Genomic DNA, 24,238 nt, shown 5'->3' with positions numbered 1-24,238 from the left:
CCGGTAATCTCCTTCCCAGCCGTCGACGCATCGTCATCGAGGTCGACGGCAAGTATCACTTCTCGGAAAACGACCTTCCGTCATTGAGGACTTTTCCGGGATTGAAGATGTTGCTGGGATCCAGCGCGCGCTTCAACGTCCGCATCAATGTGAGCTGGCTCGGTTGCTTGTAGTGCGCAAGTTCGGAAACCCGGTAGCTGCCAATTCCGTGTTCGGCGGAAATGCTGCCCTGATGTCCGGCCACGACGTCATGGACGACACGGTTGATGGCCGCCTTGGCTTCGACCGCAGCGCCAAGCACGTTGAAATGGACGTTCCCGTCCCCGACATGGCCGAACACGACGAGCTGCAGCCCGTCGAAGGCATTGTGCAGGGCGCTCGTGGCATCGCGAATGAAATCGGGGATGCGGTTGATCGGCACGGATACGTCATGCTTCACGCTGCGTCCGGATTTCAGCTCGGCCTCGGTTACATGCTCTCGCAGGGCCCACAGGGCCGCGGCCTGCGCCTCCGTCTCGGCGATCACGCCGTCGCTGGCGTCCCCAGCCTCCAGCGCCATCGTCAAAGCCGCTTCCATCGCGTCGCGCAAACCTGACAGGCTCGCCGCTGCCTCGATCAGCACCGCCCAGGATTGCATCTCCATCGGCGGCTTCAACCCGAAATGCTGTTTCACCAGAGCCAGCGCGGACGGCGAGATCAGTTCGAAAGCAGCGATCGCGTCGCCGAGCTGGGCGGTGGCATGTCTGAGCAAGGCCAGCGCAGATTCTGGATCGGGCACGGCGAGAAGCGCGGTGATCTTATGTTTCGGCCGAGGTGCCAGGCGCAGGCTCGCCGCGGTGACGATCCCGAGTGTGCCCTCGGCTCCGATCAGGAGCTGCTTCCAGTCGTATCCGGCATTATCCTTATGCAAATGGCGCAGGCCCTCGACGATCGAGCCATCGGCAAGGACCGCTTCCAGCCCAAGCACGCGCTGGCGCGTCATCCCATAGCGCAGCACATTGATGCCGCCGGCATTCGTCGAGATGATGCCGCCGATCTGGCTGGAGCCCTGCGCCGCGAAGCTGATGGGGAAGAGCAGCTCATGCTCCCGCGCCGCCTCCTGCACGGTTTCGAGCACGACCCCGGCCTCGGCCGTCATGGTCATGCCGACAGGGTCGATGGCGCGGATCGCCTTCATTCGCGACAGGCTGAGCACGATCTGGGCACGTCCGGCAATCGGAACTGCGCCGCCAGCGAGGCTGGTATTGCCGCCTTGCGGCACGATCGCGATGTTCCGTTCGGCGCAGACCCGCACCACGGCAGAGACTTGATCAACGGTCTTTGGCCGGGCCACGGCGAGGGCAGGCGCACCGAACTCGCCACGCCAGTCCACGCAGTAAGGCGACATGGCTTCACCGGTCAGGACGAGACCGGCGTCACCCAGGACAGAGTGCAGCGCCGCCAGGAGCGCGTCGTATGTGCCGGTCGAATCTGTCATGAGCCTTGCTGCCCGAAGCCATAGAGGCGGTGCGCGTTTTCGGTGAGGACGCGGTCACGGCCGGCCGGATCGGGCACCCAATCGGCGAGGAGGTCGAGCAGGTCGCCGACATTCATCATATGCTGCCAGTGCGCGACGTGCGGCCAGTCGGAACCCCAGACGCAGCGTTCGGGTGCAGCCTCGTGAAGCATGCGGGCGAAAGGGATCGTGTCGGCGTAGGGCGGCCCCTCAACCGTGTTGCGGTAAGCACCCGAAAGCTTGACCCAGGCCCCGTCGCGCACGAGCGAGAGAAGCGTCCGGAAGCCGTGATCGGCGATACCGCGCGAGACCGGAAAATGTCCCCAGTGATCGACGACGAAGGGGACGGGCAGCCGGGCGAGCTTCGGCCCCAGCGGTGGCAGGTCCCTGGCATCGATCAGGAACTGCAGATGCCAGCCCAACTCCCTGGCCAGCGCGGCATAGTCGTCCAGCTGGTCGAAACCGATGCCGCCGCCATAGAGGATGTTGAGGCGCAGGCCGACAACGCCAGCCTCCTTAAGCGCCGCCAGCTCCCGGTCGGGCAGGCCGAGCGGAATGACGGCGATGCCACGGAGTCGCTCGCGGTTCGCCCTCAGGGTCTCGACCATCAGGCCGTTGTCCATGCCATGCACGCTGACCTGGACGAGGACGCCATAGGTCATGCCGGTCGCGTCCAGCATAGCGAGGTAGCTTTCCGGTGTGGCTGGTCCCGGCGTGTAGCTGCGGTCGGCCACGAAAGGGTAAGCCGGAGGCTGCCCGATGACATGGGCGTGGGTATCGACTGCGCCTTGCGGCACCACAAAGCGCGTCGGCCGGTGCGGATGGGGATCGGGCCCCGGGCAAGCTGGCGCCGGCTCGATTGCAGAATTCATCTCAACCATCGGCGTGCAGCACCTTGCCGCGCGTTTCCGGCAGCCCATAGGCGGCCAAGAAAAACAGCACATAGGCGAACAGAGCAAAGAGGCAGATCGCGTTGGCGAGAGTCGTGATCTGCGACAGATAGCCGACGAGGAAGGGGAAGAGCGCGCCGACACCGCGCCCGAAGTTGTAGCAGAAGCCCTGGCCGGAGCCGCGCAGCCTGGTCGGATAGAGTTCCGTCAGGAAGGCGCCCATGCCGGAGAAATAGCCGGAGGCGAAGAAGCCGAGCGGGAAGCCGAGAACCCAGAGCAGCTCGTTCGAGAGTGGGAGCTGCGTATAGGCGAGGACGACCACCATAGCCCCCAGCGAAAAGGTCAGGAACAGGCTGCGGCGGCCGTATTTGTCCGCGAACCACGCGCCGACGAGGTAGCCTATGAAGGAGCCGATGATGAGCGCCGAGAGATAGCCGGTCGAGCTCACGATGGAGAGTTTCCGTTCGGTCGTCAGGAAACGCGGCACCCAGAAGGTGATGGCGTAGTAGCCGCCCTGGCAACCGGTGGTGACGAGCGAGGCGAGGATGGTCGTCTTCAGGATCGGGCCCTGGAAAATCTCGAGGATCGACGGGCGATCGCCGGAGATGGCCAGCTTGGCGCGAGCCTCGACCGAGACCTCCGGCTCCTTCACATAGGCGCGCAGATAGAGGACCAGCAGCGCCGGCAGCGCTCCCATCGCGAACATCCAGCGCCAGGCCTGCTCGGCCGGCAGCAGGGAGAACAGCGCGGCCTGCGCCAGCACGGCGAGCCCCCAGCCGACGGCCCAACCCGACTGGACCGAGCCGACGGCCCGGCCCCGGTATTGCGCGCGAATCGTCTCGCCCATCAGCACCGCACCCGCGGCCCATTCGCCACCAAAGCCGAGGCCCAGCAAGGCGCGGTAGATGAGGAGCTGCTCGAAATTCTGCGCGAACGCACAGAGCAGCGAAAAGAACGAGAACCAGATGATCGTCAGCTGCAGGGTACGGACCCGGCCGATGCGGTCGGCGAGATAGCCGGCCCCCCAGCCGCCGAGCGCTGAGGCAAGCAAGGTTACCGTCCCGGCAAGACCCGCGGTGCCGGCATCGACCTGCCAGAGCATAATGATCGTGCCGATCACCAGCGGATAGATCATGAAGTCCATGCCGTCGAGCGCCCAGCCCGTCGCGCAGGCCCAGAAGGTGCGCTTCTCGGGAACGGTCATGTCCCTGTAGAAGCCGGTCAGGCTGGTATCCTCGACCGGCGCGATCGTGCTTGAAGATGTCGGCATTCGTAACCTCCCTTGCATTCGCCTTCCATGGGCGATCAGCTCGAAGGAGAGGTCTTCCAAAACGTTGGGAGACGTCTGCCGGAAAATTCTCCAGCGGCACACCAACGTCCGCCGTTTTGTCGAAAAATTATCCGTGCCCGCGCTGCAGGCGGCGATAGCGCGCCGGACTCTCGCCCGTTATGGCTCGAAAAGCGACGCCGAAATGCGACTGCGAGGAGAAGCCAACCGCGAGGGCGATCTCGACGATCGGCAGATTGGAGGTCGCGAGCAGTCGCCGGGCGGCGAGCACGCGTTGTTCCACCACGAAACGGTGCGGTGTCAGGCCGGTGGAGCGCTTGAAACTTCGGATGAAGCTGGAAGGGGTCATGCCAGCCACTTGCGCCATCGCAGCCAAGGTGACCGGAGCGCTGGCGTTGGCTTGTACGAACTCTGCAACGCGGGCGCACATTGTCTCGTCCAGGCTCGGTAGACGATCGGATTTCGGCGAGCCAGGAGCTGCGTAACGGTCCGACAGGTGCAGCGCGAGTGTGTAGGCGATCTGCTCGGCCAAGAGCGCATTGGGCCGCTGGCCGCTGTCGCTCGCTTCGACCAGCCGCTGGGCCGACATTTTCAGCAGCGGATCTTCGATATCCCAAGCCATGTCCATCAGAGCGATCGGGGCGGCTGATCCGCGCGCGGCACCGACCTCCTTGAGCAGCGCTTTGCCAAGGTAGAGCAGCAGCAGTTTTCCGGATCCGACCTCGGGCACCGCATCCACGACGACACTGCGCCCCGGCTGCCCGATGCGAAAACGCCCCGCATGAACGGGCCCGTCGCGCCGGATCCGGCCATCTTCGATCAACACGTGGCGGCGGACGTCGTAGAGTGTGATCGCGACCGTCGGGACAGGCAGTTCGCCAAACTCGTAGAGATGTGGCCCGGTCACCTCGCTCACGGCCGCAGCAAAGCCCGTCGTCGACCAAAGATCGATGAGAGCTGACTGCCTTCGACCTGTGACAAGCTCAGCGTGAAGAAGCGGGTTCAGCTGCATCGAATTGGATCAAGCTGCAAAGACCGCCTCCAATAGCATCGATCGTTTGGACTGGCCACCAACGACCCCGCAGCCATCTTAGGTTCGATTCCGCGACAGAACGGTCGACGTTGATCTCACCGGACAGTTTGCGAACGGGCCGCGATGCAAACTCCGGCTTGCGTGCCGCGCCAGTCGCCCAATCCCGTTCGAGCAACCGGATCCGCCGATCCCCATGCAGCGGCCGCTGACGAGCGAATATGCGGCTTGCACCGAGCCGCGCAGCCGCGAAGAGATCGGCCTTACATATCTGGAAACCCTCGCGGGAAGCAGGAGCGGAGCAGACGAATGCTTCGGGCGGCCGACACTCCGAACGGCGCCGCGCTCTGTGCGATCGTCCTGTCGCACAGGCGGGACACCGAAGGTCGATGGCGAATCTGGGCTCCTGATCCTGCCAGAAGAGGCTTGTTCCCGCTGCGCCAGTGGCCAAGCGAGCTCGATTGCCAAGCGCCCGTCGCGGGCATATGCCGATTGAATTCATCCGCTGGATCGGACTTTTGGTCTCGTTTGCATGACACGCGATATTGCAGCGCGACGGCATCGCGCCATCCTGGACGACCTCGATCGGCTGGAATCCGTCACTGTCGAGGAGCTTGCCCGATCGCTTGAGGTTTCGCGCGAAACCATCCGGCGCGACCTCAAGGTCTTGTCCGCAGACGGACGGCTGTCGATCGTTCATGGCGGAGCCATTCGCAACGAGCGCTCGGAAGCATCGTTCGCGAGCCGCCGGTCCGTGAATCGCGAGGGCAAGGAACGGATCGCCAGCCTGGCGGCCTCGATGCTCGGCGACGGCATGACGATCCTGCTCGATTCCGGCACGACGACCGAAGCCGTAGCCCGCGCGCTGGCCAGATCGGACCGCAAGAGGCTGGTGGTCCACACGACGTCCCTGGAAAACGCGCGGTTGGTCAGCCGCTTGCCGGGGGCCCGGGTCTTTCTGATCGGCGGCGAGTTCGACCGCAATGAGGACGCCACCTCAGGTTCCGAGGCCCTGCGGGCGATTGCGCGCCTCTCGGCAGACCTTTCCTTTGTCAGCGTCGGAGGGGTCGACGTGGAAGGTCGGCTCACCGACTACAACCGCGCCGGAGCGGCGATCCGGGGTGCGCTTCTGCACGCGGCGGAGCAGGGCTTTCTCATGGCCGACAGCAGCAAGTTCGGGCTGGTTTTGCCCAGTCGAATCGAGGGCGAGGAGCGTTGCGCTGCATTGCTGGTCGACCGGCTTCCGCCAGAGACGATCGGTGCAAAACTCGCCGAAAACAGGGTTCGCGTGCTCGCCGGTTAATTTGACCGATTTTGTGGTTTTTGTTGTTTTTTGTGTTTTGACACGATAAGCTGCCTTCATCGCGGAGGCGCTCATGTCCATTCCTTCCCAATCTCGCGTCGTCATTATCGGCGGCGGTATCATCGGCTGCTCGGTCGCCTACCACCTGACGAAGCTCGGCTGGCGCGACGTGCTGCTGCTTGAGCAGGGGCGCCTCTCCTCGGGCACGACCTGGCATGCGGCGGGCCTCGTCGGGCAGCTCCGCAGCCAGTCCAGCATGACGCGCCTGATCCGCTATTCGACGGAGCTTTACGCCTCGCTGGAGAACGAAACCGGGCTGGCAACCGGGTGGAAACGCTGCGGTTCGGTTTCCGTCGCCCGGACGCCGGAGCGCATGACGCAGTTGCGCCGGACGATCTCGGCGGCGCGGGCACAGGGCGTCGAGATCGAGGAGCTCAGCCCGCAGGAGGCCGGTGACAAATGGCCGGTGATGCGCACCGACGATCTGCTTGGCGGGGTCTGGCTTCCCGGCGACGGCAAGGCGAACCCCTCCGACATCACGCAGGCGCTGGCACGCGGCGCCCGCAGCGGCGGCGCGACCGTGCGCGAGGGCATCCGCGTCACTGGCATCGAGACCGAGAAGGGCCGGGTCAAGGCGGTGCAGACCGATCAGGGCCGGGTCGAATGCGAGGTGCTGGTGATCTGCGCCGGACAGTGGTCGCGCACCATCGGACAGATGTGTGGCGTCTCGGTGCCGCTGCATTCGGCCGAGCACATGTACATCGTCACCGGCAAGATCGCGGGCGTGACGCCCGACCTGCCGGTGATGCGCGATCCCGACGGCTATATCTACTTCAAGGAGGAGGTCGGCGGGCTGGTCATGGGCGGCTTCGAGCCGGATGCGAAGCCCTGGGGCATGGACGGCATCCCCCACCCGTTCGAGTTCCAGCTCCTGCCCGACGATTGGGACCAGTTCGGCATCCTGATGGAGAACGCGCTGGAGCGCGTGCCGGCGCTGGAGACAGCCGAGATCAAGACCTTCCTCAACGGTCCCGAGAGCTTCACGCCCGACAACAACTTTCTGCTCGGCGAGGCGCCGGAAGTGGCCGGCGTCTATGTCGGGGCCGGCTTCAACTCGATGGGCATCGCTTCCGCCGGAGGCGCCGGCCGCGCGCTGGCGGAATGGATCGTCGAGGGCGAGGCGACCAGCGATCTCTGGCCGGTCGACATCCGCCGCTTCGCGGATTTCAACAACAATCCGGCCTGGCTGAAGGACCGTATCAAGGAGACGCTCGGCCTTCACTACGCCATGCCCTGGCCGAACCGCGAGCTCGATACGGCAAGGCCCTTCCGCCGCTCGCCGCTTTACGATCGCCTGGCGGCCAAGGGGGCCGTCTTCGGCTCGAAAATGGGTTGGGAGCGCGCGAACTACTTTGCCCGCTCCGAGGAGGAGCGCACGATCGGCTATTCCTTCGGTCCGCAGAACTGGTTCGACACGGTGGCGGCCGAGCACCGGGCCTGCCGCGAGGCAGCGGGCCTCGTCGACATGTCGAGCTTCGCCAAGTTCCTGCTGCAGGGGCCAAAGGCCGAGGCTGCGCTGCAGCGTCTGGCCGCCAACGACGTTGCAGTGCCCGTGGGCACCTCCGTCTACACCGCTCTCCTGAACGCGCGCGGCACTTTCGAAAGCGACCTGACGGCGGCCCGAATTGCGCCGGACACCTATCTTCTGCTGACCGGTACCGCCCAGGCGACGCGCGACGCGCATTGGATCAGGCGCCAGCTCCCGGAGGGCGCGACGCTGACGGACGTGACCTCGGCCTATGCCGTGCTCTCGCTTGCCGGGCCGAATGCGGCGAAGATCCTGGCCCGTCTCTCGCCGACCTCCTTCGACCTCGCCGATTTCCCGGCCAATGCCATCCGCAAGATCACGATCGGTTATGCCACGAGCTGGGCGTGCCGCCGTTCCTATCTCGGTGAGGGCTTCGAGCTGTACGTTCCCGTCGAGTTCACGCCAGCGATCTATGACGCGCTCCACAAGGCCGGGGCCGATCTCGGCCTCATGGATGTCGGCTACTACGCCGTCGATTCACTGCGCATCGAGAAGGGCTTTCGCGCCTGGGGACGTGAGCTGACGCCCGATATCAATCCCTACGAGGCCGGTCTCGGCTTCGCCGTGAATCTGAACAAGGGCGAATTCATGGGCCGCGAAGCCCTTGTCGCCGCCAAGGCCGCGCCACGCACCAAAAGGCTCGTCGCGCTCATCGGCCCACGTCCGACCGGCCAGATGGCTTGGGGCGGCGAGGCGATCCTGGCCGATGGCAAGCCCGTCGGCGAGATCACCTCGGCGGCCTTCGGTGCGACTGTCGATGGAATCGTCGCGCTCGGCTGGGCCGAAAGCCACGAACCAATTGATCAAGCCTGGCTCGATGCCCGCAAATGGACGATCGATCTGGCGGGGACGGCCGTCGCCGTCACGGCCAGCCTCGCGGCGCCTCTCGATCGCAAGCCGGCGTGAGGCGCGCGGCCATGACCGACCTTGCGCCGCTCTCGCTCAGCATTCCCCGCGACATCGCCGTGCAGAAGCCCGCCCGTATCCTCACCCTTTCCTGCGAGGACCGGCCCGGCATCGTGCATGCGGTCAGCGGAGTCCTTTACCGGCACGGTTGCAACATCCTGGAAAGTGCGCAGTTCAGTGATCCGCGCGACGCCCGCTTCTTCATGCGTGTCGCCTTTGCGGCGGGTGATCGCTTCGACGAGGCCGCCTTCCGGCGCGAATTCGACGGCGTCGCCGGAACCTTCCGCATGGCATGGGATACCATCGACCCGACGCGCCCGCAGCGTGTCGTCCTGATGGTTTCGCGCTTCGGCCATTGCCTGAACGATCTGCTCTTTCGCCAGGCGACGGGAAACCTCGACATCACCATCCCGGCCATCGTCTCGAACCACCGCGATTTCGAGCCGCTGGCTCAGAATTACGGCATTCCGTTCCATTACCTGCCGGTCACGGTGGCCACCAAGGCCGAGCGGGAGGCCAAGCTGCTGGAGATCGTCGCGCAGACCGAAGCATCGCTGGTCGTCCTCGCCCGCTACATGCAGGTGCTTTCCAACGACCTCTGCCGCGCGCTCGACGGGCGGGCGATCAACATCCACCACTCGTTCCTGCCGAGCTTCAAGGGCGCGAAGCCCTACCATCAGGCCTATGATCGCGGCGTGAAGCTGATCGGAGCCACCGCGCATTATGTGACCTCCGATCTCGACGAGGGCCCGATCATCGACCAGGACGTTGGCCGCGCCGACCACTCGCTGACGCCGGACGATCTGGTCAGTGCCGGGCGCGATATCGAGGCGGTCGTGCTGGCGCGGGCGCTCAGGCTCCATATCGAGCGCCGGGTGATGCTCGCCGGCCGTCGCACGGTGATCTTCCGCTAAGACCGACGTGTTCTCCTCGGAACCACACCGTCATCCCGGACAAGCTGCGCAGCAGCGCCGATCCGGGATCCATCGCAAGGCTCTGCGCCCTTCGATGGATCCCGGGGCAAGCCCGGGATGACGGCGCGGCTTTGAGATTGCTCGGCCTGCTCTGGAACCGCTCACGCGAAGGCGACGTTCCGCGTCTGCGCCCGCAGGCGCGGATCACGCGAGCGGATCTGGACTGGCCTGCCGTCGAGGACCTCGAAGCAGCGCGCCAGCGTGTCGTCCGATAGCCGCCGCATCGCCTCGGCCGTGAAGAAGGTCAGGTGCGGGAACAGGATCACGTCGTCGCGGCCGAAGAGCGGGCTGAGCGGATGGCCGGAACGGGCGAGCGGCTCCTGGCTGTAGACGTCGAGCCCGACGCCGCCGAGCTTGCCCGCCAGCACCGCCTCGACCAGCGCCGCCTCGTCGATCAGCGCGCCGCGCGAGACGTTCACGAGGATCGCATCTGGCTTGAGGCAAGCAAGCTCCGCCCGGCCGATGATATGGCGGGTTTCTTCGTTGAGAACGCTGTGCAGCGAGACCAGATCGCATTGCCTGAGCATCACGTGAAGGTCGTCGACTTTCTCGATCCCGGCGGCAGCCATCGTCTGCGCATCGACATGCGGATCGTAGCCGAGGACGCGCGCGCGGAAGCCCCGCCCCGCCATCCGCGCCATGCTGCGGCCGATCTTGCCGGTGCCGACCAGCCCCAGCGTCGCGCCAGAAATGTCCCGGCCGAGCCAGCCCTGCGCAGGCCAGATCCAGCCCTCGCTTTGGACGGCACGACCGATTTCCGGCAGGCGCTTCGCCAGCGCGATCGTCAGGGCGAAAGCGCCCTCCGCGACCGTCTCCTCGGCATATTCGGGCACGTTGACCACGGGGATGCCGCGCGCGATCGCGGCGGGGATGTCGATCGCGTCGATGCCGACGCCGTATTTGACAATGCCCTTGAGCTTGGGCGCCGCCGCGATCACCCGCGCGGTGACGGGCGTGTAGCACATCAATAGCAGGTCGGCGTCGGCGACCTCCCGCATCAGCGCTTCCTCGGCGATTCCGTCAGGGAGTGTGACGAGATCGACGCCGCGGGCGCGAAGCCCGGCGTCGATCTCCGGGCATTCCAGTTCTTGGTCGGTGCGGACAGCCTTCATCACCGCCCCTCAACCCGCCAGGATCGCCTGCTCGACGATGCCGAGCGCGCGTTCGAGATCGGCCTGCGCGATCACCATCGGCGGCGACAGGGTCAGCACATTGCCCTGGCTGATCTTGAAGCTCAGGCCCGCCTCCAGGCAGCGGTAATAAACGCGCTCGGCCAAAGCATTGTCAGGCGTCCAGGCGTCGCGGTCCGAGACGAGCTCGATCCCGAAGAGCAGACCGCGGCCGCGCACGTCGCCCACGGACGCGCAGCTCGCTCCGAAATGGCGCAGGCGCTCCATCGCATAGGCGCCGAGCTCGGCGGCGCGCTCCGTCAGCCCCTCCTCGCGGATGATGTTGATGGTGGTCAGCGCCGCGCGGGTCGTGACCGGGTTCTTCTCGTGGGTGTAATGGCCGATCGCATAGCCGCCGGCGACGTCGAGATCGCGCCGCGCCACCACCGCTGCGATCGGCAGCATGCCGCCGCCCAGCGCCTTGCCGAGCACGACCATGTCGGGCTGCACATCGTCATGCTCATGGGCGAAGAAGCGCCCGGTCTTGCCGAGACCGGTCGGGATCTCGTCGAAGATCAGCAATGTGCCGTGCCGGTCGCAGGCCTCGCGCACGCTCTTCCAGAAGCCCGGCGCCGGTGGATAAGGCGTCGCCCGCATCGGCTCGGCGACGACCGCCGCGACATCGCCTTCCCGCGCCAGCACATAGGAAATCATGCGGGCGCAGGCGCGCGCGGAATCTTCCAGATTGTCGTGGCCATAGGCGCAGTTGCGGGTGCCCCAGGGGGCGACATGCTCGGCGCCTGGCAAGAGCGGGCCGGCGATACCGGAGCGGAAGGTCGCCTCGCCACCGACGCTGGAGGCGCCGAAGCCGGCGCCATGGAAGGCGTCCCAGAAGGACAGGGTCTTGAACCGGCCGGTCGCGGCGCGGGCGAGCCTGAGCGCGACCTCGATCGCATCCGAGCCGCCGGTGGTGAAGAGTACCTTGCCGAGATCGCCCGGCGCCAGCCGCCCGAGAGTCTCGGCAAGCTCGACCGCCGGCTCGCAGGTAAAGCGCCGCGGCGCAAAGCAGAGCTCGTCGAGCTGTGCCTTGATCGCCTCCTTCAGGCGCGGATGGCCATAGCCGATATGGTGCACGCTATTGCCATGGAAATCCATGTAGCGGCGGCCCATCGTGTCCTCGATCCAGATGCCTTCCGCCTTGGCGATGGCTGTGAGGCAGGGGCTCGACAGGCTCTGGTGCAGGAAGGCTGCGGAATCGCGCGCGAGCAATTCGCGGGTACCGGCATCGCCGATCCCGGCGGACCAGTCGCCGCGCGCCGCGGAGGTGTTGGATTCGCCCTCGGTATGGACGATGACGGCGGCTTCGGCGCGCATGGTAAAGGCCTCGGTTCGCGCCGGCGGGGCGCTGTCGAGGCTCAGAATGCCTTCGTTCCATCAATCTGAAAAATCGCTATTTCATATCCAAGTATAAATTTCAGCGATATCATTCCGCGTCGGCTTTTCGAGGCTCCGCCCCGCCATGCGCTACGTTCAGCTCCGTGCCTTCCATCAGGTCGCATTGTCCGGCGGGTTCTCGAAGGCGGCACTGGCGCTCAACCTCACCCAGCCCGCGATCTCGGATCAGGTTCGGAAGCTGGAAGAGGAATACGACGTCGCCCTGTTCAGCCGCCGTCATCGCCAGATCGTGCTGACAGCGGCAGGGCAAAGATTGCTGGCTGTCACGCATCGCCTGTTCGGTGCCGAGGGCGAGGCGCTGGAGCTGTTGCAGGAGGAGCGTTCGCTGCGGACCGGCGCGCTCAGGATCGTCGCGGATTCCGTGCATCATGTGCTCGATGTGCTCACCGCCTTCCGCGAGCGCCATCCCGGCATCCAGGTCTCGATCGCGCAAGGCAACACCGGCAGCATCGTCGAGACGCTGATCGGCTACGATGCCGAGATCGGCGTTCTGGGTGAGCTCGGCGACGAACGGCCCTTCGCGGTGCTGCCGCTGAACGTCTCACCGATCATCGCCTTTGCCGCGAAGGGGCATCCGGCGGCGGCCCGTGCAACGCTCTCCTTGCAAGAGCTGGCGAGCTGGCCGCTCGTCATGCGCGAGCGCGGATCGCGCACGCGGCAATTGCTGGAGCAGCGTGCGGCGGAGCAGGGCGTCATGCTCGCTTATGCGATCGAGGCCGAGGGCCGCGAGGCGGTGCGCGCCATCGTGGCGGCCGGCGGCGGGATCGGCTTCGTCTCGGCGGCCGAGTTCGGCGAGGACGATCCGCGGCTCGTCCGCATTCCGCTCGACGGGCCGCCGCTCAAGATGCACGAGAAGCTGATCTGCCTGCACGAGCGCCGCAACAGCAAGGCGATCCAGGCCTTTTTCGCGCTGGCGCGGTCCCTGCGCGGCTAGCGCGCCGCTTTACGGCAGCGCTGTCCCGGTTCGCAAGGCGTGCGCCCAGTCGGCGCGTCCATTCGCCTCTGCCCGTTTGGCCGCGCGCTCCCAATCGTAGATCGCGAGGTGATGTTCGATCGCGATCTCCTCGCCGAGCGTCACGACGGCAAAGCGGGCATGAGGCATGCCGCTTTCGGAAACATGGGTCGGGTTCGTGTCGTCATAGGCCGGATTCCCGACGCTGCCGGGATTGAGCACGATCGCACCGGAACTCAGCCGCGTAGCGCGCGGCAGATGGCTATGCCCGCAGAGCATCAGCGGCGCCGCCCGTCCCTTGAGGCGCTGTTCGATCGCCGCGATCGACGAAGGCACGAGACGGCCATCATACACCTCTTCCATCAGGTAGGTTTCGTCATGGTCGGGGGTTGCATGGAAGCAGAGCGCCCCTTCGACCATGGCCTCGACCGGCAGGCCCGCCAGCCAGCCGCGCGCCTGCGGATCGAGCACGCGCCAGGCATAGCCATCGGATGCCCCCAGTCCCTCGGGCGAGGCCGCGCCGAGAGCCCGGTCGTGATTGCCCCGGACGTGGCTCATGTCGCGCGAACGCAGCAGCGCGACGGACTCGGCCGGCCAGAGCGGCCCGGAAGCGCAATCGCCGAGATTGATGAGGCGATCGACGGACATCTCATCGAGCCTCGCGAGCACGGCTTCGAGCGCGAGCAGGTTTCCATGGACATCGGCGATCACGCCCAGGCGCATGCTCGGCATCCTAGCGCTGGCGCCATTGCTGCAAGCGGCCGAAGACCAGTTGGTCGAGGCCGACATGAGCGAGCTTCACCGCGATGGCGGTGACCATGATGATGCTCGCCATGCCCGCTGCGGAAGCCATGGCGCCGGCCTCGTCCATATGGACGATTGCGATCGAGGCGAGCTTGGTGTCGGCTCCATAGAGGAAGATCACGGCGGAGACCGTGGTCAACGCGTTGACGAAGACATAGACGGCGATGTCGAGGATCGCCGGCAGGCAGATCGGCGCGGTCACGCGGCGGAAGGTCGACCAGAACGGCACCTTGAGCGAGGCCGAGACCGACTCGAACTCGCCGTCGAGCTGCTTCAGGCTGGTCAGCGCCGTGATGTGCCCGACCGTGTAGAAATGCGCGACGGTGTTGATCACCAGGATCGTCAGCGTCCCATAGAGGAAGCCGAGCGGGTTCCAGCCGGCATTGTAGAAGAAGACATAGCCGAGGCCGAGCACGAGGCCGGGCACCGCCATCGGCAGCATCGCCAGGAACTGGGCGAAGGCGCGCAGGCGCGGGAAGAGCTTCACCTTCTCGATCAGATAGGCGCCGGTGAAGATCAGCGCCGTGCCGATCACCGCCGTCAGCGAGGCCAGCATCAGCGAGTTGGCATAGGTGCCCCAGCCGTCGGGCTCGACCTGGGCGAAGTCGTAGTTGCTCAGCGTCAGCGACAGGTTATAGGGCCAGTATTTGACGAAGGAGCCCCAGAAGGCGACCGCGTAAGGGCCGACGATGGCGAGCGCGATCAGGCCGACGAAGCCGAGCAGCGCGAGGTCGCGGCGCCGGTCCGGACGCGGGACGTAAGGCACGGCGCGGGCGGACAGCATCGCGCTCTGGCGCCGCTGCACGACGCGGTCGACGAAGAAGGCGAGCACGGCCGGCACCAGCAGGATGATGCCGACGACGGCGCCCATCGGGAAATTCTGCTGGCCGACGACCTGCCGGTAGGCATCGGTCGCCAGCACGCTGAACTGGCCGCCGATGACCTTGGGAATGCCGAAATCGGTGATGACCAGCGTGAAGACGACGAAGGTCGCGCTGATCACGCCATAGCGCGCGCCCGGCAGGGTGATCGTGTGGAAGATGCGCCAGCGCGAGGTGCCCATCGCATCCGCCGCCTCGCGCAAACGCCCGTCCGAGAGCGCCAGCGCCGTGACGAGGATCAGCATCGCATGCGGAAAGCAGTAGAGCACTTCGGCCGCGATGATGCCGATGGGGCCATAGAGCGAGGCGCCCATCATCAGGGATTTCAGGATGCCCTGATTGCCGAAGAGGTAGATCAGCGCGAGGCCGGACAGCAGCGAGGGCGCGAAGACCGGCACCATCGCGGCGGCATAGAACGCGCCCTTGGCCGGGATGCAGCTCCGGCGCAAAGCATAGGCGTAGAGGAACGCCAGCGGCACAACGATCACGGTGGTCACGCCGGCGACGAGCAGGCTGTTGAGCAGCGAATAGAACAGCGAGGGCGTCGTCGCATAGCTGACGAAATTGGCGAGGCCGACGAACTTGCCTTGCGTGTCTTCCAGGCTCTTGGACAGCAGCGCCCAGAGCGGCAGCGCGATGATCAGGACCAGCACCGAGCAGAGCGCCAGGATGAGCGCGCCGGCGACATGGCGCTCGCTGATCCGCAGCGGCGCGACTTTCACGGGCGTATCGGTCATCGGCAGGGGCTGTGCCAGATCGCTCATCGTCCGTCCCCGGCAAAGACGTGCAGCGCCTCGGGCGGAAAGGCGACGGCGCGGACCTGCCCCGGGACAATGCCGAGATCGCGCATCGCATTGGTCGAGAAATCGGCGGCGATGCTGGTCGCGCGCGAGCTCGTCGGCTGGAGATGCGCGCGGCAATAGGAGCCGAGGAAGGCGAGGTCCCCGATCGTCGCCTCGAAGCGGTTGGGCGTGTCCTCGCCGATGCTGCGCGTGCGGACCTCCTCGGGCCGCATCGCCAGACGCACCGGCGTGCCCACCGCGAAGGGCGCGGCATTGGCGACGACGAGGTCGAGCTCGTCGACGCGGACCTTGCCCGGACCGGTCACGATCGCGTCCATGAAGGTCATGTGCCCGACGAAATCGGCGACGAAGGGCGTCGCGGGGCGGCGGTAGATCTCCTCGGGCGAGCCGACCTGCTCGACCGCGCCATCCCGCATCACGACGATACGGTCGGCCATCGCCAAGGCCTCCTCCTGATCATGCGTCACCATGATCGTGGTCACGCCGAGCCGCTGCTGCAGCGAGCGCATCTCGTCGCGCAGGCGCACCCGCACCTTGGCATCCAGCGCAGAGAGCGGCTCGTCGAGCAGCAGCAGTTCCGGCGAGGTGGCGAGAGCCCGCGCCAGCGCCACGCGCTGCTGCTGGCCGCCCGAGAGCTGGACCGGATATTTCCTGCCCTGTTCCGGCAAGCCGACGAGGGCGAGAAGCTCGTTCACGCGCTTGCTGATCTCGTCGCGGGAGCGGCGGCGGTTGACCAGCCCGTAGCCCACGTTGTCGGCGACGGTGAGATTGGGAAAGAGCGCATAGGACTGGAAGACGATGCCGAAATCGCGCTCGGAAGGGCTGGCATGCGAGACGTCGCGCCCGCCCATATGGATCGTGCCGCTGTCCTGGAGATCGAGGCCGGCGACCGCCCGCAGCAAGGTGGTCTTGCCGCAGCCGGACGGGCCGAGGAAGCAGACGAATTCGCCGCGATGAATATCGAGGTTGATGTCGCGCAACGCCTTGAACGCGCCGAAATTCTTGGCGACCTGGCGGATGGAGAGGAAGGGTGTCGTATTGCTGGACATCATGCCGGCCTTCATCTGAACGGACAGAGATCCGTCCCGCGAACAGCGGCGGGACTTCTCTTGCGTCTTGCACGGATCATGCCGCCGGCCGCCCACGCGGCCGGCGGCATGGCAGAGGCTCAGTTCTTCGGCGCAGCCTTCGACTCGTAGCGCTTCGACCACTCGGCAAGCACCCGTTCGCGGTTATCGGCCATCCAGCCGAGGTCGTTTTTGATCATCCCCGCCTCGGCATTGGCGGGGTAGTTCGCCGGCTTGTTCTCGACGCCGGGCGCGGCGACGATCGCATAGGTCTTGGAGTAGAGCTCGTTGGCGTCCTTCGTGGTCGACCAGTCGGCGATCTTCTTGGCGAGCGCGAGATTCTTCGAGCCTTTGACGATGGCGCTGGCTTCCATCTCCCAGCCCACGCCCTCCTTCGGGATCACCACCTCGATCGGCGCGCCCTTGCTCTTCTCGGAGGCGCCGCGCATATCGAGCGCCAGCCCGATCGTGCGCTCGCCGCGCGCCGCCTGGACGCAAGGCGCGGAGCCCGAATGCAGGTAGGCGCCGATATTCTCGTGCAGCCCGTCCATGAACTTCCAGCCTTCGGCCTCGCCCATGCTCTGCAGCCAGCCGGCGACCATGAGGTAGCCGGTGCCCGACGAAGCCGGATGCGGCATCACGATCTTGCCCTTGAAGGCCGGGTTGAGCAGGTCCTTCCAGGAGGTCGGGACCGGGACACCCTTGGCCTCGGCCGTATTATAGCAGACGACGCCGAGATAGGCGTCCATGCCGGTCCAGGTATAGGGGCTGTTGGGATCGCGGAAGACCGGCTTCAGGGCATCGGCCCCGGCAGGCTTGTAGGTTTCGAGCAGGCCTGCCTTCTCGAACATCAGGAGGCTGGACGCTGCCAGGCCCATCACCATGTCGGCGCGGGGATTGTCCTTCTCGGCGAGGAAGCGGGCGGTGATGACGCCGGTGGAGTCGCGGACCCAGACGACCTCGGCCTCGGGCACCGCCTTCTCGATCGACGACTTGAAAGGCGCGAGCTGGTCGTTCTCCAGCGCGGTGTAGATCGTCACCTTGGTCTTCTGCGCGTGAGCGATCCCCGGAAGTGCGAGCGCAAAGGCACCGATGACGCAGGAAGCTAGCCAGTTCTTCATGATCTCATCCCCTCTTTATGATCAGTTTGAACGCTCTTCGGACGTTTTCTTCCCCTGATATGCAAAAACGCAGGCGGATCGCTCCGCCTGCGCTGGCTTTTCTTGTTCACGCGGTCCAGGGCATGGACCAGGTCTTGACGTTGGTGAAGGATTTCATGGCCTCGACGACGCCCTCCTTGTAGCCGAGGCCGGAATCCTTGATGCCGCCGAAGGGGGACATCTCGATCCGGTAGCCCGGGACTTCCCAGAGATTGACGGTGCCGACCTCGAGATCGGCGACAAAGCGCTGGATGTAATCGTAGCGGTTGGTGCAGATGCCGGAGGAGAGACCATAGGCGGTCGAGTTCGAGATCGCGATCACCTGCGCGATGTCGTCGGGCACGCGGATGATCGGGATCACCGGGCCGAAGGTTTCCTCATGGACGAGCTCGCAAGTGTAGGGGATCTTGTCGACCACGGTCGGGTGGAACAGCGCCCCTTCCGCCCGCTTGCCGTAGAGCACCTCGGCCCCCTTGCTGACGGCGTCGTCGACGCGGGCCTGGAAGAGCGCGGCCGAGCGGGCGTTGATGACGCAGCCGACATCAGTGGCGGGGTCCATCGGGTCGCCGCATTTCAGCTTCTTGGCCTTCTCGACGACGAGCTTGGCGAAGACGTCGGCGACGCTCTCGACCACCAGGATGCGCTTCACCGCCGTGCAGCGCTGGCCCGAGTTCTTGGTCGCGCCGGTGACGGCAAGCTCCGCCGCCTTGTCGAGATCGGCATCCTCCATGACGATCAGCGGATCGTTGCCGCCGAGCTCCAGCACGATGCGCTTGTAGCCCGCGGTATTGGCGATGTGCTTGCCGACGCGGACCGAGCCGGTGAAGGTCACCAGGTCCGCATCGGGATCGGTGATCATCGCATCGCCCATGGTCGAGGGGTTGCCGGTGACGACCGAGAGCATCTCCGGCGGCAGGCCCGCTTCGTAGAGCACGTCGGCGAGTGCCAGCGCGGTCAGCGGGGTCAGTTCGGTCGGCTTCAGCACGAGACGGTTATTGGTCGCGATCGCCGGGGCCAGCTTGTGACTGACCATGTTGAGCGGGTGGTTGAACGGGGTGATCGCCGAGATCACGCCGAGCAGCGGCTGGCGCGTGGTGAAGATCTTGCGCGCCTTGCCGTTCGGCGAGATGTCGCAGGAGAACATCTCGCCATCGTCCTTGATGGTGAGCTGCGCCGCGAAGGACCAGACGTCATAGGCGCGGCTGGCTTCATAGAGCGAGTCCTTCCAGCACAGGCCGGCTTCCGCCGTGATCAGCTTCGCGAAGAGCTCCTTGCGGTCGCGCAGCAGCTCGGCCGTCTTCTGCAGGATCTGCTGGCGCTCGTAGCGCGAGAGCGTCGGCTTGAAGGCCTTGGCCTTGGCGAAGGCCTCGCGGACATGCTCGGGCCGGGCGGCCGGGATCAGGCCGACGACGCTGTCGTCATAGGGGTTCCTGACCTCGACCATGTCGTCGGTCGTGACCAGCTTGCCGGCGATGCGCATCGCCTCGCGCCGCACCGGCGGCTTCACCGTCGCGTTCATCTCAGTTCACCAGGTTCAAGGCGACGTCGAAGACGTCGAAATTGCGGAGCGTGCGGCCCTGCGGCACCGTGATCGGCCGGTTGGCGATCATCGGCACGCGCTGCTCGGTGATGCCGCCATGCGAGCGCAGCGGCTCTGTGAGGCCGGAGAGATCATGTCGGTCCGGCGAGGTGCCGATCACCTTCTGGCGCGTCGAGACGACCACGACATCGCCGATCCGGTCGGCCGGCAGCTCGAAGCGCTCGCAGGCTTCCGCCGAGGTCACCGCCAGGGCGATGCCCTCGATCCCGGAAATGCGGGCTGCGACTTCCTCCTGGCTCGCGCCATCCGGCAGATAGACCGTGGCGAAGGAGCCGAGCGCGCCGTGATGGACCACATAGGGGTCGGTGATCGGCAGGATCACGCGCATCGTGCCCCGGCCGTACCACTCGTCCATCAGGCTCTGGAGATAGACGACATCCGGCTCGCCATTGGCGAGGTGCTTGTCGTTCATGCCGTGATCGGCGGTGATGACCAGCGTGCAGCCGAGTGCGTCGAGCTTGCCGACATAACCGTCGAACATGGCGTAGAAACTATCGGCCATCTCCGAGCCGGGCGCCGCCTTGTGCTGCACATAGTCGGTGGTCGAGAGATACATCAGGTCGGGCTTGAAGGTCTCTAGCAGCTTGACGCCGGCAGCGAAGGCGAACTCCGAGAGATCGGCCGAGTAGACTGATGGCACCGGCATGCCGACGAAACCGAGCACGTTCTCGATGCCGTTTTCAGCCTTGTTCGCCTTGTCGGCCTTCTCCGAGGAGAAGGCGATAGCGCTGCCCGAGGCGAAATCCAGGCCCTTGCCGAGCAGGGTGCGCAGCTTGTCCTTGGCGGTGACCATCGCGACCTTGAAGCCGGCCTTCTGGAACTCCGCCAGGATGGTCGGCGCCCGCAGGAAGCGGGCATCGTTCATCATCACCTCTTCCTTGGCCTCGCGGTCGTAGAAGAAGTTGCCGGCGATGCCATGCCAGGCCGGCGGGCGGCCGGTGATGATCGAGAGGTTGTTGGGGTTGGTGAAGCTCGGGATCACCGAATAGGCGTGGGTGCTGGCGCCGGTCCTCATGATCCGGTCGAGGTTCGGCGTCAGGCCCTTGGCGCTGGCAGCCTCGATATAGGCCGGCTCCGAACCGTCCATGCAGATCACAACCGTCGGGCGCTGCGGCCGGGCATAACCCCGACCGTTCGCGACGACATCCGACCCGACTTTCGAATGCATGTTCATCATCACCTCCTCAAGCGGCCGACTTCAGGCCGACGCCCATTTCATCAAGGACATCCGACACTGTGGCGACGAAGGCGCGCATGTCCTGTGCGCCCAGCGCGCCGATGCAGCCGATGCGGAAGCTGTCCGCGACCGTCAGCTTGCCGGGATAGATGACGTAGCCGGCATCCTTCAGCGCGTCGTAGAAGCGCTGGAAGACGAAGTTCTTGTCCTGCGGCATGTGGAAGGTGACGATGATCGGCGCCTGCCGGGCCGCCGGCAGCAGCGTGCGGAAGCCCAGCCCTTCCATGCCCTCGATCAGGATGCGGGCGTTCTCGGCATAGCGCTCGCCGCGGCCTGCGACGCCGCCCTCGGCCCAGAATTCCTGCAAGGCCGCGTGGAAGGCGACGATGACGTGGATCGGCGGGGTGAAGCGGTACTGGCCGGTGCGCTCGAAGCCGGCATTCTGGTCGTGAAGGTCGAGCACCAGCGTCGTGGCATTGCCCTTGGTCTCGGCCAGTGCGCTCTTGCGGGCGATGACGAAGCCGAGCCCGGGAACGCCCTGGATGCACTTGTTCGAGGAGGCGGCGACCGCGTCGAAATAGACCTCGCGGCTGTCCAGCGGCAGGGCCCCGAACGCGCTCATCGAGTCGACCAGCAGGCGGCGGCCATGGCGCTTGGCGAGCGCGGCGATCGCCTCGACCGGGTTGCGGATGCCGCTGGTCGTCTCGCAATGGACGGTGAAGATGTGGGTGATGGCGGTATCCGTGACCAGCATCCGGTCGATCTCGGTGAGATCGGGCGGGGTGTCCTCGGCGGTCTCGTGGATGGCGACGGCGCGGCCGGCGATCTCCAGGATGCGCCTGGCGCGCTGGCCGTAGGCCCCGTTGATCAGGACCAGGATCTTGCCGTCGCGTGGCACGAAGGTGGTGAGCATCGCCTCGACGGCGAAGGTGCCGGAGCCCTGCATCGGCACGGTGACGAAATCCTCGCCGCCATGGATGATCTTCGGCAGCTCTTCCAGAACCGCCTTGTTGATGCCGACGAAGGTCGCGTCGCGCGAGCCCCAGTCATGCACCATGGCCTCCTTGATGGCGCGGCTGGTCGTCAAAGGTCCCGGCGTCAGAAGCAGCGGATCGCCAGTTTCGGAGGTGGCGGGGCGTCGGGCTTGGGCCATTGCAGGTCTCGCTCTCGTTTTCCAGCGGATGGCCGACGCTAGAACACGCTCTTGACATAGGTCCAATACATCCTCTTCATGTTTGATATAGAGAGGATCTATAGATATGGCCGTCAGCTATTCCGGCCTCGCTGCGTTTCATGCCGTGGCCGAAGCGGGAAGTTTTACCAGCGCGGCGAAGGCCAAGAATCTCAGCCAGCCTACGCTCTCCACGCAGGTGAAGGCGCTTGAGGACGCGTATGGTGTGCGTCTTTTCGATCGGATGGGCCGGCAGGTCAGGCTCACCCCGCTCGGGCAGAGCCTTTTCGTGATCACCGCCCGGTTGTTCACCGCCCAGGACGAGGCGCAGGCTCTCCTGGCCGGCACGCGAACGTTGCAGCGCGGCCATCTGCGGATTGCGGCTGACAGCGCGACGCATGTCATGGCGGCCCTCGCGAAGATGCGTGCGAACTACCCGGGGCTCACCTTCTCGCTGACCATCGGCAACTCGTCCGAGGTCGTCGATCAGATCATGGATTTCGTCGCCGATGTCGCGATCACGGCGCGCCCGAACTCCGATCCTCGCATCCACAGCATCAAGCTGCGGTCGGACAATCTGATCGCGTTCATCGCGGCCGACCATGAACTCGCTCGGCACGACAGCATCCCCATCGAAGCGTTCGCAGGCCAGGATATCGTCTTGCGCGAACGGGGATCCATCACGAGGGAGGTGATCGAGAACAGGCTGTCGATGGCTGCCGTCAAACCGATGAACCTGCTCGAAGTGCAATCGCGCGAGGCTGTTCGAGAGGCTGTCGCGGCCGGCTTCGGCATTGGCGTCGTCTTCGAAGCCGAATTCAGACCTGACTCCAACCTAAAGCGGCTGACCTTGACCGGCGCTGATTTCAGCGTCGGAGAATATGTGGCCTGCCGGGCGGAGCGGCGCCGCCTGCCTCTGGTCCGGAGCTTCTTCGAGATGGTGCAGCAAATCGTCGAAGGGACCTAGCACCAAGGCCAGATTCGGCCGTATCAGGACGCCGGACAGAGCCCTTAGCTGGCGGATGCCGTATTGATCCCGGCATCGATCCAATCACGCGTCTGCTCCAGGACCTCATCCGAGAGCGCGGGATCGTCTACCGCCCGGGTGAGGATCATAGCTCCCACCATCGCCGCAAAGCTTCCGATCGCCACGCGGCGTCTGTCCGCCACATCCAACTCCGGGAGCGCCTCGCCGATCCGGTCAAGCTGCGACCGCAGCCCCTGGGTCATGGCCGAGCGTGCAGCTGGGGTTTGATGGCGGACGGCCGCAGCGAGGGCAGCGGTCGGGCAACCACCGGCGCAGTTGTCGCGATGACCGGTTGAAAGATAAGCATCCAGATACGCGCGAAAATCGCCCCCTTCGCCCGCATTCGCGGCGAGGACATGGGCAAGGGTCTGCGCGATCAGATCGTCCTTCGAGCTGAAGTGGCCATAGAAACCGCCATGGGTGAGACCGGCGGCTTTCATCACCTCCGCGACGCCGACCGCGTCGAACCCCTTGTCGCGAAACAGCCGGCTGGCCGCATCCAGGATCCGGCGACGGTTCTCCGCCATCTGTTCTCGACTGACCTTCATTTCAAAATTCTCCGCGAGCAACCATTGACACTTACATGATGGCCATCATATTTAGCATCGATCATGATGATCGTCATGAATATAAATGCGACCACAAAAGAGAGCAACCCTATGACCGTCATTCCGTCAGTTCTCATCACCGGCGCCTCCACCGGCATCGGCGCCGCCTATGCCGAGCGCTTCGCGCGCCGCGGGCATGACCTGGTGCTGGTCGCCCGTAACACCGCGCGCATGGAAGCCTTGGCGGATCGGCTGCGTCAGGAGACGGGCGTGGCGATCGACATCATCCAGGCCGACCTTACGCGACCGGGAGACCTTGCGACGGTGGAGACCAGGCTGCGCGACGATGTCCGTATCGGGGTTCTCGTCAACAACGCCGGAACCGCCATTGGCGGCAGCTTTATCGAGCAGAGCACCGATGACGTGGCACGCCTCGTGGCGCTCAATACGACCGCACCTCTGCGGCTTGCCAGCGCCATCGCTCCGCGACTTGCAGAGAACGGCGAAGGGGCGATCGTCAACATCGGCTCCGTGGTCGGCCTGGCGCCGGAATTCGGAATGAGCGTCTACGGCGCAACCAAGGCCTTTGTTCTGTTCCTGTCGCAGGGACTCAGCCTCGAGCTCGGCCCAAAGGGCGTCTACGTCCAGGCCGTGCTTCCCGCCACGACGCGAACAGAGATCTGGGACCATGTCGGCGCCGAGGTCGATACCATGACCGGGGTTATGGAGGTGGGCGATCTGGTCGATGCGGCGCTGGTGGGCTTCGACCGCCGCGAAGCTGTGACAATCCCGCCGCTTCCCGATGCCGGGCAGTGGGACGCGCTTGAGGCCGCGCGTCAGGCCATGCTTCCGAACTACCGGAATGCACGCCCCGCCGAGCGGTATCGCACGGGCGCCTGAGCATCAAACGAAACATCGATTATCCGGCCGCCATCATGGCTGACGCCTGATCTGGAGGAACAGCATCATGAAGGCCTTCATCCTCGACCGCTACGGCAAGAAACAGGCGC

The 24,238-nt window shown here is 65.5% G+C and carries 20 protein-coding genes; 6 read left to right on the top strand and 14 right to left on the bottom strand.

Features of this window, described 5'->3' with window-relative positions:
- Positions 1–55: 55 nt before the first annotated feature.
- From AB6806_RS17345 to AB6806_RS17330, 4 genes are all read right to left on the bottom strand, one after another.
- Positions 56–1,477 (bottom strand): FAD-binding oxidoreductase, encoded by a 1,422-nt coding sequence (locus AB6806_RS17345; RefSeq protein WP_370955018.1) that lies wholly within the window; start codon positions 1,475–1,477, stop codon positions 56–58.
- A complete protein-coding gene (locus AB6806_RS17340) occupies positions 1,474–2,367 on the bottom strand; it encodes an amidohydrolase family protein (RefSeq protein ID WP_370955017.1) in 894 nt (297 codons plus the stop codon). The genes AB6806_RS17345 and AB6806_RS17340 overlap by 4 nt, the downstream gene beginning before the upstream one ends.
- Before the next feature lies 1 nt (position 2,368).
- Positions 2,369–3,655, bottom strand: coding sequence for an MFS transporter (locus tag AB6806_RS17335; protein WP_112763707.1), 1,287 nt, complete (start codon positions 3,653–3,655; stop codon positions 2,369–2,371).
- A gap of 127 nt (positions 3,656–3,782) precedes the next feature.
- A complete protein-coding gene (locus AB6806_RS17330; RefSeq protein ID WP_142023196.1) occupies positions 3,783–4,685 on the bottom strand; it encodes a helix-turn-helix domain-containing protein in 903 nt (300 codons plus the stop codon).
- A gap of 550 nt (positions 4,686–5,235) precedes the next feature.
- On the opposite strand from AB6806_RS17330, the gene AB6806_RS17325 reads away from it, so the two are divergent.
- The 3 genes from AB6806_RS17325 to purU all read left to right on the top strand — a co-directional run bounded on the left by AB6806_RS17325 (position 5,236) and on the right by purU (position 9,414).
- A complete protein-coding gene (locus tag AB6806_RS17325) occupies positions 5,236–6,006 on the top strand; it encodes a DeoR/GlpR family DNA-binding transcription regulator (protein ID WP_112763705.1) in 771 nt (256 codons plus the stop codon).
- 73 nt (positions 6,007–6,079) lie between these two features.
- Positions 6,080–8,500, top strand: a complete 2,421-nt coding sequence (locus AB6806_RS17320) for a GcvT family protein (RefSeq protein ID WP_142023197.1) — start codon at positions 6,080–6,082, stop codon at positions 8,498–8,500.
- 11 nt (positions 8,501–8,511) lie between these two features.
- Positions 8,512–9,414 (top strand): formyltetrahydrofolate deformylase, encoded by a 903-nt coding sequence (gene purU, locus AB6806_RS17315; RefSeq protein WP_370955016.1) that lies wholly within the window; start codon positions 8,512–8,514, stop codon positions 9,412–9,414.
- 161 nt (positions 9,415–9,575) lie between these two features.
- On the opposite strand, the gene AB6806_RS17310 is transcribed toward purU, so the two are convergent.
- Both AB6806_RS17310 and pbfA read right to left on the bottom strand, forming a co-directional pair.
- Positions 9,576–10,586, bottom strand: coding sequence for a 2-hydroxyacid dehydrogenase (locus AB6806_RS17310; RefSeq protein ID WP_142023199.1), 1,011 nt, complete (start codon positions 10,584–10,586; stop codon positions 9,576–9,578).
- Between the two features lie 9 nt (positions 10,587–10,595).
- The gene (pbfA, locus tag AB6806_RS17305) at positions 10,596–11,957 is read right to left on the bottom strand and encodes a (R)-1-hydroxy-2-aminoethylphosphonate ammonia-lyase (RefSeq protein WP_142023200.1); all 1,362 of its coding nucleotides are present in this window, start codon (positions 11,955–11,957) and stop codon (positions 10,596–10,598) included.
- Between the two features lie 145 nt (positions 11,958–12,102).
- On the opposite strand from pbfA, the gene AB6806_RS17300 reads away from it, so the two are divergent.
- Positions 12,103–12,972, top strand: a complete 870-nt coding sequence (locus tag AB6806_RS17300) for a LysR substrate-binding domain-containing protein (RefSeq protein ID WP_142023201.1) — start codon at positions 12,103–12,105, stop codon at positions 12,970–12,972.
- 9 nt (positions 12,973–12,981) lie between these two features.
- Here the strand turns inward: AB6806_RS17300 and AB6806_RS17295 are convergent, their stop codons facing one another.
- The 7 genes from AB6806_RS17295 to AB6806_RS17265 form a co-directional block, all read right to left on the bottom strand.
- A complete protein-coding gene (locus AB6806_RS17295) occupies positions 12,982–13,713 on the bottom strand; it encodes a metallophosphoesterase family protein (RefSeq protein WP_142023202.1) in 732 nt (243 codons plus the stop codon).
- A gap of 10 nt (positions 13,714–13,723) precedes the next feature.
- Positions 13,724–15,439: a putative 2-aminoethylphosphonate ABC transporter permease subunit gene (locus AB6806_RS17290; RefSeq protein ID WP_370955015.1), complete on the bottom strand. Its 1,716-nt coding sequence runs from the start codon at positions 15,437–15,439 to the stop codon at positions 13,724–13,726.
- Positions 15,436–16,530 (bottom strand): putative 2-aminoethylphosphonate ABC transporter ATP-binding protein, encoded by a 1,095-nt coding sequence (locus tag AB6806_RS17285; RefSeq protein ID WP_142023204.1) that lies wholly within the window; start codon positions 16,528–16,530, stop codon positions 15,436–15,438. The genes AB6806_RS17290 and AB6806_RS17285 overlap by 4 nt, the downstream gene beginning before the upstream one ends.
- A 116-nt stretch (positions 16,531–16,646) precedes the next feature.
- Entirely contained in the window at positions 16,647–17,666 is a 1,020-nt protein-coding gene (locus AB6806_RS17280; RefSeq protein ID WP_142023205.1) for a putative 2-aminoethylphosphonate ABC transporter substrate-binding protein, read from the bottom strand.
- A gap of 106 nt (positions 17,667–17,772) precedes the next feature.
- The gene (phnY, locus tag AB6806_RS17275) at positions 17,773–19,224 is read right to left on the bottom strand and encodes a phosphonoacetaldehyde dehydrogenase (RefSeq protein ID WP_142023206.1); all 1,452 of its coding nucleotides are present in this window, start codon (positions 19,222–19,224) and stop codon (positions 17,773–17,775) included.
- A gap of 1 nt (position 19,225) precedes the next feature.
- The gene (gene phnA, locus AB6806_RS17270) at positions 19,226–20,479 is read right to left on the bottom strand and encodes a phosphonoacetate hydrolase (protein WP_370955014.1); all 1,254 of its coding nucleotides are present in this window, start codon (positions 20,477–20,479) and stop codon (positions 19,226–19,228) included.
- Positions 20,480–20,489: 10 nt separating this feature from the next.
- Positions 20,490–21,635: a 2-aminoethylphosphonate--pyruvate transaminase gene (locus AB6806_RS17265; RefSeq protein WP_370955013.1), complete on the bottom strand. Its 1,146-nt coding sequence runs from the start codon at positions 21,633–21,635 to the stop codon at positions 20,490–20,492.
- Between the two features lie 106 nt (positions 21,636–21,741).
- On the opposite strand from AB6806_RS17265, the gene AB6806_RS17260 reads away from it, so the two are divergent.
- Entirely contained in the window at positions 21,742–22,620 is an 879-nt protein-coding gene (locus AB6806_RS17260; RefSeq protein WP_038363422.1) for a LysR substrate-binding domain-containing protein, read from the top strand.
- Positions 22,621–22,664: 44 nt separating this feature from the next.
- Here AB6806_RS17260 and AB6806_RS17255 read toward each other — a convergent pair whose 3' ends face one another.
- A complete protein-coding gene (locus tag AB6806_RS17255) occupies positions 22,665–23,228 on the bottom strand; it encodes a TetR/AcrR family transcriptional regulator (RefSeq protein ID WP_370955012.1) in 564 nt (187 codons plus the stop codon).
- A 111-nt stretch (positions 23,229–23,339) separates the two neighbouring features.
- On the opposite strand from AB6806_RS17255, the gene AB6806_RS17250 reads away from it, so the two are divergent.
- Positions 23,340–24,128, top strand: a complete 789-nt coding sequence (locus AB6806_RS17250) for an SDR family NAD(P)-dependent oxidoreductase (protein ID WP_142023232.1) — start codon at positions 23,340–23,342, stop codon at positions 24,126–24,128.
- Positions 24,129–24,238 lie beyond the last annotated feature (110 nt).

The sequence above is a fragment of the Allobosea sp. RCC_152_1 genome (genome assembly GCF_041360765.1).
Lineage (GTDB): Bacteria > Pseudomonadota > Alphaproteobacteria > Rhizobiales > Beijerinckiaceae > Allobosea > Allobosea spartocytisi.
The sequence above is the reverse complement of the archived record's forward strand: the minus strand, read 5'-3'. Positions and strand labels throughout refer to the sequence as shown.